Annotated in this window: 12 protein-coding genes and 1 pseudogene; 4 read left to right on the top strand and 9 right to left on the bottom strand. The window is 75.3% G+C overall.

Features of this window, described 5'->3' with window-relative positions:
• From ACFUEL_RS24660 to hisD, 5 genes and pseudogenes are all read right to left on the bottom strand, one after another.
• Window positions 1-181, bottom strand: a pseudogene (locus ACFUEL_RS24660) (imidazole glycerol phosphate synthase subunit HisH); the annotation flags it as partial.
• 11 nt (window positions 182-192) lie between these two features.
• On the bottom strand, window positions 193-336 hold the full coding sequence (locus ACFUEL_RS24655) for a hypothetical protein (protein WP_380238929.1): 144 nt from the start codon (window positions 334-336) through the stop codon (window positions 193-195).
• Window positions 336-929, bottom strand: a complete 594-nt coding sequence (hisB, locus tag ACFUEL_RS24650) for an imidazoleglycerol-phosphate dehydratase HisB (RefSeq protein WP_030463810.1) — start codon at window positions 927-929, stop codon at window positions 336-338. The genes ACFUEL_RS24655 and hisB overlap by 1 nt, the downstream gene beginning before the upstream one ends.
• A gap of 6 nt (window positions 930-935) precedes the next feature.
• Window positions 936-2,036 (bottom strand): histidinol-phosphate transaminase, encoded by a 1,101-nt coding sequence (locus ACFUEL_RS24645; RefSeq protein WP_380238928.1) that lies wholly within the window; start codon window positions 2,034-2,036, stop codon window positions 936-938.
• Window positions 2,033-3,340: a histidinol dehydrogenase gene (gene hisD, locus ACFUEL_RS24640; protein WP_380238927.1), complete on the bottom strand. Its 1,308-nt coding sequence runs from the start codon at window positions 3,338-3,340 to the stop codon at window positions 2,033-2,035. The genes ACFUEL_RS24645 and hisD overlap by 4 nt, the downstream gene beginning before the upstream one ends.
• A gap of 94 nt (window positions 3,341-3,434) precedes the next feature.
• On the opposite strand from hisD, the gene ACFUEL_RS24635 reads away from it, so the two are divergent.
• The 3 genes from ACFUEL_RS24635 (at window position 3,435) to ybaK (ending at window position 6,419) form a co-directional block, all read left to right on the top strand.
• A complete protein-coding gene (locus ACFUEL_RS24635; RefSeq protein ID WP_380238926.1) occupies window positions 3,435-5,105 on the top strand; it encodes an oxidoreductase in 1,671 nt (556 codons plus the stop codon).
• Between the two features lie 61 nt (window positions 5,106-5,166).
• Window positions 5,167-5,895 (top strand): LON peptidase substrate-binding domain-containing protein, encoded by a 729-nt coding sequence (locus tag ACFUEL_RS24630; protein ID WP_380238925.1) that lies wholly within the window; start codon window positions 5,167-5,169, stop codon window positions 5,893-5,895.
• A 32-nt stretch (window positions 5,896-5,927) separates the two neighbouring features.
• The gene (gene ybaK, locus ACFUEL_RS24625) at window positions 5,928-6,419 is read left to right on the top strand and encodes a Cys-tRNA(Pro) deacylase (RefSeq protein ID WP_380238924.1); all 492 of its coding nucleotides are present in this window, start codon (window positions 5,928-5,930) and stop codon (window positions 6,417-6,419) included.
• Between the two features lie 19 nt (window positions 6,420-6,438).
• On the opposite strand, the gene ACFUEL_RS24620 is transcribed toward ybaK, so the two are convergent.
• From ACFUEL_RS24620 to ACFUEL_RS24605, 4 genes are all read right to left on the bottom strand, one after another.
• Window positions 6,439-7,236: a hypothetical protein gene (locus ACFUEL_RS24620; protein ID WP_380238923.1), complete on the bottom strand. Its 798-nt coding sequence runs from the start codon at window positions 7,234-7,236 to the stop codon at window positions 6,439-6,441.
• A gap of 101 nt (window positions 7,237-7,337) precedes the next feature.
• Window positions 7,338-8,132: an ABC transporter permease gene (locus ACFUEL_RS24615; protein WP_380238922.1), complete on the bottom strand. Its 795-nt coding sequence runs from the start codon at window positions 8,130-8,132 to the stop codon at window positions 7,338-7,340.
• Complete coding sequence (locus ACFUEL_RS24610; RefSeq protein WP_380238921.1) at window positions 8,129-9,094, bottom strand: ABC transporter ATP-binding protein; 966 nt, start codon at window positions 9,092-9,094, stop codon at window positions 8,129-8,131. Before ACFUEL_RS24610 ends, ACFUEL_RS24615 begins: the two co-directional genes overlap by 4 nt.
• Before the next feature lie 66 nt (window positions 9,095-9,160).
• Entirely contained in the window at window positions 9,161-10,357 is a 1,197-nt protein-coding gene (locus ACFUEL_RS24605) for an NYN domain-containing protein (protein WP_380238920.1), read from the bottom strand.
• 245 nt (window positions 10,358-10,602) lie between these two features.
• On the opposite strand from ACFUEL_RS24605, the gene ACFUEL_RS24600 reads away from it, so the two are divergent.
• Window positions 10,603-11,394, top strand: a complete 792-nt coding sequence (locus ACFUEL_RS24600; RefSeq protein ID WP_380238919.1) for a hypothetical protein — start codon at window positions 10,603-10,605, stop codon at window positions 11,392-11,394.
• Window positions 11,395-11,480: the final 86 nt, after the last annotated feature.

Below are 11,480 nucleotides of genomic sequence, written 5' to 3'. Positions count from 1 at the left end.
CCTTCAGGCCGCGCATGCAGGCTTCGAAGGCGCCGACGCCGGGCACCAGCAGGCCGTCGGCGTCCAGTGCCTGCTGGAAGTCGGAGGTGACGGTGACGGTGGCGCCGGTGCGCTCGACGGCGCGCTGGGCGGAGCGCAGGTTGCCGGAGCCGTAGTCCAGCACCACGACGTTCTTGGACATCTGTGGGTCTCCTAGAGGCGCATGACGCCGGCGGCCAGGCACATGGCCGAGGCGAAGCCGAGGACGAGGATGACGCCCTTGGGCAGCTTCTGCTTCCAGAACGACCAGACGCCGCCCGCGAAGAAGAGCCCGAGGACGATGAACAGCGTGGCCATCAGAGCGCGCCCTTGGTGGAGGGCAGGATGCCCGCGGCGCGCGGGTCGCGCTCGGAGGCGTAGCGCAGCGCCCGCGCGAGGGCCTTGAACTGGCACTCGACGATGTGGTGGGCGTTGCGGCCGTACGGCACGTGCACGTGCAGGGCGACCTGGGCCTGGGCGACGAAGGACTCCAGGATGTGCCGGGTCATCGTGGTGTCGTACGCGCCGATCATCGGGGCGATGTTCTCGGGCTCGGTGTGCACCAGGTAGGGGCGGCCGGAGAGGTCGACGGTGACCTGGGCGAGCGACTCGTCCAGCGGGACGGTGCAGTTGCCGAAGCGGTAGATGCCGACCTTGTCGCCGAGCGCCTGCTTGAAGGCGGCGCCGAGCGCGAGGGCGGTGTCCTCGATGGTGTGGTGGGTGTCGATGTGCAGGTCGCCCTCGGTCTTGACGGTGAGGTCGAAGAGGCCGTGGCGGCCGAGCTGGTCGAGCATGTGGTCGTAGAACCCGACGCCCGTGGAGACGTCCGTCTTGCCGGTTCCGTCGAGGTCGATCTCGACCAGGACGGAGGTCTCCTTGGTGGTGCGTTCGACGCGGCCGATGCGGGACATTCGGGGTTACAGCTCCTTGCTCACAGTAGCGACGGCGCTCAGGAAGGCGTCGTTCTCGGCGGGGGTGCCGGCGGTGACGCGCAGCCGGCCGGGGACGCCGTTGTCGCGGATCAGCACGCCCTGGTCGAGGATCGCCCGCCACACCGCGCGGGTGTCGGCGAAGCGGCCGAACTGGATGAAGTTGGCGTCGGACTCGGTGACCTCGAAGCCCAGCTCGCGCAGCGCGAGCACGACCCGGTCGCGCTCGGACTTCAGCCGGTCGACGTAGCCGAGCAGGGTGTCGGTGTGCTCCAGGCAGGCGAGCGCGGTGGCCTGGGTGACGGCCGACAGGTGGTAGGGCAGCCGGACCAGCTGGACCGCGTCCACCACGGCCGGGTCGGCGGCCAGGTAGCCGAGCCGCAGGCCGGCCGCGCCGAACGCCTTGGACATGGTGCGGGAGACCACCAGGTTGGGGCGGCCCGCCAGCAGCGGCAGCAGCGAGGCGCGGTGCGAGAACTCGACGTACGCCTCGTCGACGACCACCATGCTGGGCCCGGCGGCCTGCGCGGCCTCGTACAGGGCGAGCACGGTGTCGGCCTCGACGGCGGTGCCGGTCGGGTTGTTGGGCGAGCAGACGAACACCACGTCCGGGCGCAGCTCGGCGATGGCCGCGCGGGCCGCGTCCACGTCGATGGTGAAGTCGGCGTTGCGCGGGCCGGAGACCCAGCCGGTGCCGGTGCCGCGGGCGATCAGGGCGTGCATCGAGTACGAGGGCTCGAAGCCGATCGCGGTGCGGCCGGGCCCGCCGAAGGTCTGCAGCAGTTGCTGGAGCACCTCGTTGGAGCCGTTGGCGGCCCACACCTGCTCGGTGCCGACGGCGAAGCCGGTGGTGTCGCTCAGGTACTTCGCCAGGCCGGTGCGCAGCTCGACCGCGTCCCGGTCCGGGTAGCGGTTGAGGTGGCGGGCGGCCTCGGCGACCCGCTCGGCGATCCGGGCGACCAGCGGCTCGGGCAGCGGGTACGGGTTCTCGTTGGTGTTGAGCTGGACGGGCACGTCCAACTGCGGTGCGCCGTACGGGGACTGGCCGCGCAGTTCGTCCCGGATCGGGAGGTCGTCAATCCTGGTCACGGGCTCGGAACACTCCAGTCGAATCGGGCCTTCACAGCGTCGCCGTGGCCGGGCAGGTCCTCGGCCGCGGACAGGTTGACCACGTGCGCGGCGATGCCGGCCAGCGCCGCGCGGTCGTACTCGACGACCTGGACGCTGCGCAGGAAGGTCTGCACGGACAGGCCGGAGGAGTGGCAGGCGCAGCCGCCGGTGGGCAGCACGTGGTTGGAGCCGGCCGCGTAGTCGCCCAGCGAGACGGGCGTGTAGCGGCCGAGGAAGATCGCGCCCGCGTTGCGGACCCGCTCGGAGACGGCGTGCGGGTCGGCGGTCTGGATCTCCAGGTGCTCGGCGGCGTAGGCGTTGACCACCGCGAGGCCCTGCTCCAGGTCGTCGACCAGGATGATGCCGGACTGCGGGCCGCCGAGCGCCTCGGCCACCCGCTCGCTGTGCTTGGTGCGGGCGACCTGCGTCCCCAGCTCGGCCTCGACCGCGTCGGCCAGCAGCGGCGAGGCGGTGACCAGCACGGAGCCGGAGGTCGGGCCGTGCTCGGCCTGGCTGATCAGGTCGGCGGCGACCTCCGCGGCGTCCGCGGTGTCGTCGGCGAGGACCATGATCTCGGTCGGGCCGGCCTCCGAGTCGATGCCGATCCGGCCCGCGAACAGGCGCTTGGCGGCGGCGACGTAGATGTTGCCGGGGCCGGTGACCAGGTTGACCGGCGCGCACTCCTCGGTGCCGAGGGCGAACATCGCCACCGCCTGGGCGCCGCCGACCGCGTACACCTCGTCGACGCCGAGCAGCGCGCAGGCGGCCAGGATGGCCGGGTGGACGCGGCCGCCGAACGCCTTCTGCGGCGGGGAGCTGACGGCGATGCCGCGCACCCCGGCCTCCTGGGCGGGCACCACGTTCATCACCACGGAGGACGGGTAGACGGCGAGGCCGCCGGGCACGTACAGGCCGACCCGGTCGACCGGCACCCAGCGCTGGGTGACGGTGCCGCCGGGCACCACCTGCGTGGTGTGGCCGACCCGGCGCTGGTCGGCGTGGACGGCGCGGGCGCGGCGGATCGACTCCTCCAGCGCGGCGCGGACGTCCGGGTCGAGCTGCTCCAGCGCCTCGGCGATCTGCTCGGCCGGGACGCGGGTGGACTCCAGCCGGACGCCGTCGAAGCGCTCGGTGATCTCGATCAGCGCCGCGACCCCGCGATGGCGCACGTCCTCGGCGATCGGCCGCACCTTCTCCAGGGCGGCTTCGACGTCGAACTCGGCACGGGGCAGCACGTCGCGCGGGTCCGTGGAGGAGCCGCGGAGGTCGATTCGAGAGATCACAGGCCCAAGTGTAAGGAGTGGCGAAAACCGACAGCCCGGCATTTCAGTCCGTGATACGAAGGGTGAGACGAGACCAAGATCATCAGGGGGAGCGGTGGAGCAGGCGCCGGACGACTGGAGCGACACCGAGCGCGGCCTGTGGGAGGCGTTCCGGCACGGCGAGGTGTACGACCTGCGGGCCGGGGACGGGCCCGTCGACCTCCTGCTGCCCGCCCCCGCCGGGCGGGCCGTCCGCGCCGGGGACGAGGACGGGGACGAGGACGGGGACGGGGGGCACGGCCCGGACGACCCGTTCACCGCCGAGGAGTGGGGCCCGGAGCGCACCGTCCGCGCCGAGGTGATCGCCCGGCTGCTGCTGCACGGCCCGGAGGCCGCCCCCGGCAAGGTCGCCGCGCTCAAGCTGACCGGCGCCCGGATCACCGGCGAGTTCACCCTGGCGGGCGGCCGGATCGGCTGCTACGTCGAGTTCCAGCTCTGCCGCTTCGAGCGCAAGCTGCTGCTCTCCGAGGCCACCGCGGGCACCCTGCGGATCGTCTCCTGCGCGCTGCCCCGGCTGGAGGCGTCCCGGCTGGCCACCGAGGGCGACGTCCACCTCGCCCGCTGCGGCATACCCCGCGGCATCCGCCTCACCGACGCCCGGATCGGCACCGACCTGCTGCTCAACCAGTCCGCGATCGGCCCCGACGCGTACGGGCGGGCGGTCTCCGCGGACGGGATCGCGATCAACCAGGACTGCGAGGCCGAGCGCCTCGACGTCTTGGGCGAGACGAGTCTGCGCTCGGCCCGGATCGGCGGCCGGCTGGCGCTCCGCGGCGGCACGCTGCGGGCCGCCGCCGGCAACCCCTACGCACTCAACGCCGCCAAGATCACCATCGGCCACACCCTCTACCTGTCCGCCTCCGAGGACAGTTCCTGGGCCGGATCGCGCACCGTCTACGGCGCCGGGTACGGCGAGCACACCGGCATCGCGCGGGGCACGTCCACTCAGACCCCGTTCCGCTCCTGGGGCCGCATCCGGCTCTCCGACGGCCGCTTCGAGAACGCCTGCCTGGTCACCGGCGCCGAGATCCACCTCGGCGAGGGCGAGGAGCTGGCGCTCAACCGGATCCAGACCCCCGAACTGCGCTTCACCTGCGACACCCCGCCCACCGGCCCGGTCAGCCTCACCCGCGCCCGGATCGGCAACCTGGTCGACGCCCCCTCCGCCTGGCCCACCGGGCACCACGTCTCGCTCACCGGCTTCAGCTACGAGTCGCTGCGCCCCGCCGTGCCCTTCCCGCTGGAGCGCCGGATCGCCTGGGTCGACTCCGGCAAGGAGTTCCGCCCCGAGGCGTACGAGCAGCTCGCCGCCGCCCTGCGCCGCGACGGCGCCGACGAGGACGCCCGCACCGTCCTGTACGCCAAGCAGCGCCGCCGCCGCCGCACCCTGCCGCTGCCCGGCCGGATCTGGGGCCGCCTGCAGGACGCCGCCGTCGGCTACGGCTACCGGCCCGGCCGGGCCGCCGCCTGGCTGGTGCTCGCCTGGGTGCTCGGCACCGCGTACTTCGCCGCCCACGAGCCCGCCCCCGTCAAGGCCGACGAGCACGTGGTGTGGAACCCCGCCCTGTACGCGGCCGGCAAGGTCCTCCCGCTGATCGACCTCGGCCAGAACGGCTGGAACCCGGACCTCACCGGCCAGTGGGTCGCCACCGCCCTGGTGCTGACCGGCTGGGTGCTCGCCACCACCGCCGTCGCGGGCGTCACCAGGCTGCTCCAGCGCGGCTGACACCCCCGGCGGCGGACAATGGCGGCGCGGCGGCGGCCCGCCGCCAACTACGCTGTCCGCCGTGACTGATCGGCTCCCGCTCTTCCCGCTGAACACGGTCCTGTACCCGGGCCTGGTGATGCCCCTGCACGTCTTCGAGGAGCGCTACCGCCACCTGGTCGCCGACCTGCAGAAGCTGCCCGAGGACGAACCCCGCCGCTTCGGCGTGGTCGCCGTCAAGGACGGCCGGGAGACCGCGCCCGTCCGCGAACTCGACGACCCCGCAGGCCCGTTGGACGGCATCGGGATGCCCGGCGGCGACTCGCTGGGCGACCTGTACCCGGTCGGCTGTGTCGCCGACGTGGCCTCCGTCCGGGAGCAGCCGGAGGGCCGCTACGAGCTCCTCGTCACCGGCACCACCCGGTTCCGGCTGCGCGCCCTCGACGCCACCGGCCCCTACCTGGTCGGCGAGGTCTCGGTGCTGCCCGAGGAGCCCGGCGAGGGCTCCGGCGCGCTCGCCGCCGGGGTCGAGCGGGCCTTCCGCACCTACCAGAAGCGCCTGGCCGGGGCCCGCGAGGCCAGCATCAGCGGCGAACCCGACCTCCCCGACGACCCGCAGGTGCTCTCCTACCTGGTCGCCGCCGCCACCGCGCTGCCCGTCAAGGTCAAGCAGGAGCTGCTCGCCTGCCCCGACACCGCCCAGCGCCTCACCCGCGAGCTCGCCCTGCTCCGACAGGAGAGCGCGGTCCTGGCGAAACTCCCCTCGCTGCCCGCCGTCGACCTCACCCGCCAGGCGCTCAGCCCCAACTGAGAGCCGCCCGAAGCCGCCCGAGGAGCCACCCCTTGGCCAGGAAGAAGAGCGCCGGCGGGACCCCCGCCACCATCGCCCTCGACGCCGCCGGCGTCCCGTTCGCCGTCCACGAGTACGCCCACGACCCGGCCGCCGCCTCCTACGGCGCCGAGGCCGCCGAGGCGATGGGCGTCCCGCCCGACCGGGTGTTCAAGACCCTGCTCGCCGAGGCCGACGGCGCCCTCGCCGTCGCGGTCGTCCCGGTCTCCGGGCAGCTCGACCTCAAGGCGCTCGCCGCCGCCCTCGGCACCAAGCGCGCCGCGATGGCCGACCCGGCCGCCGCCGAACGCTCCACCGGCTACGTGGTCGGCGGCATCTCCCCGCTCGGCCAGCGCCGCAGGCTGCGCACCGTCGTCGACTCCGGCGCGCTGGCGCACCCCACCGTCTTCGTCTCCGCGGGCAAGCGCGGCACCGAGGTCGAACTGGCCCCGGCCGACCTGGTCCGCCTCACCGCCGCGCTCACCGCACCCATCGCCAAGGGCTGAGGGCCGGGCCCGGCGGACGCTACCGCTGCTCGGCCGGGGGCTCCGGCCGCGGCGGCTCCTGCGGCGGCGGGGCCTGCCCCGGCTCCGGCTCCGGCTCCTGCCCCGACGCGTGCTCCGATTCCGGCTCCGACGCGCGCTCCGACTCCGGCTCCCGCTCCGGCGCGGGCTTCTGGAACGACACCGGCTGCCCCGGCTCCCGCACCGGCCCCGGAGTGGCCCAGTACGGGGGCCGGTCGGGCTCGCGCTTGCCGAAGGTCGCCGAGAGGAAGAGCAGCACGATCATCGCCGTCATCGGCCAGACCATCAGCGCCCCCTTCGCGGACAGTTCGAGCGGCCCGTCGAAGGTGCCGCCGTCGCCGACGGCCCGCGCGTGCGCCCGCAGGTCGGAGGTGGCGCCGAGGTGGGTGCCGAGCTTCCAGGCGATGATCGAGCCGAGCAGGCCGCCCGCGGCGAGGCCGACCGCGACCCCGATGCCGCCGCCGCGGGCCCGGGTCCACAGGAACGCGCCCAGCGAGGTGAGCAGCCCGAGGCCCAGCCCGAGCAGCGAGAAGACGCCGACCGCGCCGATCAGTTCCTCGCCCTCGGGGTCGCGGTAGAGGATGTGGTTGTCCTGGACGGAGTAGCCGACCCGGGGGGCGAGCCAGAGCCAGAGCAGCCCGAGGACGACGCCGAGGACCGCCCCGACGCCGGTGATGACCGCTCCGATCCGCAGTTCGTCGCCGAGCGGCGGCTCCGCGGGGGCGGGCGGCGGCGGGAGGAGCTGGGCGTAGGAATCGGGCCCGTACGGGTTGCCCGCAGGTGTGTTCGGTACGGTCACGGCCCCATCGTTTCACGACCGGGTGGAAAGCTGTCGATCTCCGCCCGGTAAAGGCTCCGCCCCGGGTCCTGCCCCGGGTCCTGCCCCGGGCCCCGCCGGGGTCAGCGCGCCGCGCGCCGGTAGGCCCAGGTGGCGAGGGTGAGCGAGACCAGGCCGACGGCGGCGCAGACGCCGAGGTCGAGGGCGACCCGGGCCCAGTCGGGGTGCGGGGCGAAGGTGAGCGCGAAGGCGTCGACGCCGTAGCTGGAGGGCAGCAGGTCGCGCAGCCACTGGACGGGCTCGGGGAGCCGGGAGGCGGGCAGGACGCCGAGCAGCAGGGCGGCGGACATGCCGAGCTGTCCGGCGAGGGTCGCGAGCTCCTGGCGGGGGGCGAGCAGCCCGAGCGCGGCGCCGAGGCCGGCCAGGGCGGCGCCGGAGAGCGGGACGACGGCGAGCAGGATCCACATCCGGGCGACCGGCAGCTCGAACATCCAGCTGCCGAGGCCGGCGGTGACGAAGACGCCGGGCACGGTGAAGGAGGCGTACGCGGCGGCGGTGCCGAGCACCACGGAGGCGGGCGGCACCGGGAGGGTCGCGTAGTGGTCGAGGCCGCCGGTGGCGCGCAGCTTGCCGAAGTACTGGGCGAGCAGGTTGAGCGCGACGAAGGCGACGACCAGGACGGCGGAGCCGGCCACCACGGCGTGCGCGGAGGGGTTGTCGCCGGGGTCGACGACGCCGCGCATCATCACCAGGATGCCGACGGACTGGAAGGTGGCGACGAACAGCAGCGGGATCCGGGAGACCTTGGCGCGGGCCAGCTGGGCCCGGTAGACGGCGGCCAGCGCGGGCAGCAGCCGGGCGGCGGGGGCGAGCGGGGCGGGACCGGTGGCGACGGCAGGGGCGTCGAGCAGGGTCATCGGGCGAGTCCTCCGGTGCGGCCGCCGAGGCGGAGGTAGGCGTCCTCCAGGGTGGGGGTGGCGAGGGTGAAGTCGTCGAGGGCGGCGAAGGCGGGGCCGGTGGTGACGGCGGCGACCAGTTCGCGGGCCTCGTCGGGGGTGGTGCGCAGGGTCCAGCGGCGGCCGGTGCGCTCGGCGCGTTCGGCGAGCGCGGCGACGGCGGGCACGGCCAGCGGGGCGTCGGTGCGCCAGACCAGGTCGAGCCGGACGTGGCCGTCGACCAGGGCCTTGAGGCCGCCGGGGGTGTCGCAGGCGATGACCCGGCCGGCGTCGATCACGGCGACCCGGTCGAGGACGGTCTCGGCCTCGATGACGTTGTGGGTGACCAGCAGCACGGTGGTGCCGCGCTCGGCGCGGCGGCGGTCGACGGCGCTCCAGACCGCGCGGCGGGCGACCGGGTCCATGCCGGTGGTGGGTTCGTCCAGGACGAGCAGCGGGCGTTCGCCGATCAGGACGGCGGCGAAGCAGGCGAGCCGGCGCTGGCCGCCGGAGAGCTTGGCGAGCGGGCGGTGGGCGAGCGCGTCGAGGCCGAGCTCGGTGATCACCTCGGCGGTCTCGGCGCGGGCCGCGGCCCGGGTGAGGCCGCGCAGGCGCCCGGTGGTCTCGGCGGCCAGGGCGACGGTGAGCTCGTCGAGGGCGGTGGACTCCTGGCCGAGGTAGCCGAGCAGCCGGGCGGCCCGTTCGGGGTGCCGGACGACGTCGTGGCCGAGCAGGTCGATGCCGCCGGCGTCGGGGCGGAGCAGGCCGGTGAGCTGGCGCACCAGGGTGGACTTGCCGGCGCCGTTGGGCCCGAGCAGGCCGAAGACCTCGCCGCGCCGGACGGCGAGGTCGATGCCGTCGTTGGCCCTGATCTCGGCGCCGCCCGTCCGGTAGGTCTTGACCAGGCCGCTGACCGTGCAGCAGCTCTGCGGTGGCTTGCTCACGACGGAAGACTCTACGCGCCGTAAGGGGCGTTCCGGACACGCGGGGTCCGGGTGGCGGCCGGGGTGTCAGCTGTCCTCCAGCGCCTCCGCGGGCTGCCGGGCGTCGGGGACGCGGGCCGCGAGCTCCTTCCAGAAGCCCTCCCGGATCGCGTACCTGTCCTGCTCGTCGATCTGGTCCTCCTTGTGCGCGAGCAGCCCGAAGCGGGCGGCGTAGCGCAGCAGTTCGCCGTCCAGGCGGTGCGGGATGCGCGGGTGGTCGGTCCACAGCAGCGCGGGGTGCTCGGCGGCGGGGAGGCGGTCGAGCCAGCGGCGGGCGAAGACCTGGCCGACCTCCTGCGGGTCGCCGCCGACGCTGGTGATGTCCTCCTCGCGGTCGGCCCAGCGCTGGGCGGAGGTGGTGAGCCGGTCCAGGGTGGGCAGGGCGTCGGCGGCGGTGGCGGCGTCGGCGCGGTCGACCAGGCCGCGGTCGGAGGACCAGCGCAGCACCGGCCCGGCCGTCGCGGCGGCGGGTGCGGGGACGGGGGGCGGGCCGGTGGCGGTGCGGCCGGCCAGGTCCTTGGGGGTGGGGATGACCCGCAGCGGGGTGCCGCGCACGGGGGCGGCGGCCGCCGCGGCCGCGGCCGGGGCGGGCAGCAGCGGGACGGGGCGGGGGCGCGGCGCGGCGGCGGGCAGCACGGCGACGGGCAGCACCCGGGGGACGGGCTCGGCCGCGCCCTCCCTGGGGCGGGCCCAGCGCTCGATCCACTGCCGGTCCAGCACCCGGCGCTCGTCGGCCTCGCCGACCAGCTCCTCGGACTGGTTGAAGTCCCCGTCCGCGGCCTCCAGCGCCCACAGGTGGAGCGCGACGCCGTGCTCCTTGGCGGAGGCGACGCCGGGCAGCAGGTCGCCGTCCCCGGTGACCAGCACCACGTCGGCGCAGGCGTGGTTGCGGGCGAGTTCGCTGAGTTCGGCGTGCATCGCCGCGTCGACGCCCTTCTGCACCCAGCGGCCCTCGGCCCTGGTCAGCGCGCCGAGGCGGACGGTGACCCGGGGCAGCACCCGCAGCCTGCGGTGCTCGGGGGCGGGGCGGCGGTCGACGGCCGCGTCGAACCAGTAGATCCGCAGCAGCGGCAGGCCGGTCTCGGCCTCGGCGCGTTCGCGCAGGGCGGCGATCAGCACCGGGTGGTCGACGGCGATCCGGGAGCGGCCGGGATCCCCCGCGAGCAGGCTGGCGGCCGCGCCCAGCAGGTAGCCCGCGTCGACCAGGACGACGCAGCGGTCCATCTCCGGCACCTCTTCCTCGGCCCGGCCCGGCGGTGGAGCCCCGCCCGGCGGCCCGGCGACCGTTGGGCACACCTTTACCCCCCGTTCGCCCGCCGAACCGCACCGTGCCCCGCCGCTCCCCTCCCCCTCTCCTCCCCTCCCGCCCCGACCGCCCGTCCCGACCGCCGGACCGCCGGACCGCCGGACCGCCGGACCGCACCGTCCCTCGCCGTCCCTCACCGACCGACCCTGGATACTGGGACACCGTGCGGAAGAGTGCGGTGGCGTTGTGCGCGGTGGCGGCGGTCGGGGCGGTCGCCGTCGTCCTGGTGCCCGCGACCGCTCCGGAGTCCTCCAGCGGGGACGTCGAGCTGCTGTCCGTCACGGTCGACGGCGGGCGGACGGTCGAGCTGGGCCCGGACGAGACCCGGACGGTGACGGTCGAGGTGACCGCGCGCGACGACTCGGGCATCCGCTCGGTCGACCCGATCGGCCTGTGGGGGCCCAACTACGCGGCCCTGAAGGTGGGCCGGATGACCTGCGCGCCGCTCGACCCGGCCGGGACGACGGCCCGGTGCCGCGGCGAGGCGACCGTCGCGGCCACCGCCCGGGCGCTGTTCGACGACCAGGCCGGCAGCTGGTTCGTCGACCTGCGGATCCGCGCGAACGACGGCGACCGCTACCTCTCGAAGAACGCGGCCGGCTTCTCCCTCAAGCACGCCGCCCGGTTCGACCGGGCCGCGGCCCCGGCCCGCGCGGCCGCCGGCGAGGCGGTCACCGTCCGGGCCCGGCTGCTGCGCGCCGACTGGGACGGCAACACCGAAGTCCCGCAGCAGGGCGTCTTCGCCTACCTGCAGTTCCGCCCGGACGGCAGCGACACCTGGACCACTCTCGCCGCCACCGGCGCGGACGCCGGGGGCGAACTGTCGCTGAACGTGCCGGCCCGGCGGTCGGGGACGTACCAGTGGTACGCGCCGGGCGACAAGTGGACGGCGGCCGCGGTGTCGCCGGAGCTGCCGCTGACGGTCGACGGGCAGTCGGCGCACCCCGGCCAGTGAGCGCCCCGCTCCCGGCCGGCGCCCCGCACGACGCGACGGGCCCCCGGGCGGTGCGCCCGGGGGCCCGTTCGCGGGCGGGTCGGCCG

The sequence above is a fragment of the Kitasatospora sp. NPDC057198 genome (genome assembly GCF_042670125.1).
Classification (GTDB): domain Bacteria; phylum Actinomycetota; class Actinomycetes; order Streptomycetales; family Streptomycetaceae; genus Kitasatospora.
Note: the sequence above shows the minus strand (reverse complement) of the source record. Positions and strands in the feature narration are given on the sequence as shown.

Excerpts from the sequence above, each read along its gene's own strand:
- ACFUEL_RS24655 (WP_380238929.1), bottom strand. The coding sequence starts at position 336 with ATGGCCACGCTGTTCATCGTCCTCGGGCTCTTCTTCGCGGGCGGCGTC.
- hisB (WP_030463810.1), bottom strand. The coding sequence starts at position 929 with ATGTCCCGCATCGGCCGCGTCGAACGCACCACCAAGGAGACCTCCGTC.
- ACFUEL_RS24615 (WP_380238922.1), bottom strand. The coding sequence starts at position 8,132 with ATGACCCTGCTCGACGCCCCTGCCGTCGCCACCGGTCCCGCCCCGCTC.
- ACFUEL_RS24605 (WP_380238920.1), bottom strand. The coding sequence starts at position 10,357 with ATGGACCGCTGCGTCGTCCTGGTCGACGCGGGCTACCTGCTGGGCGCG.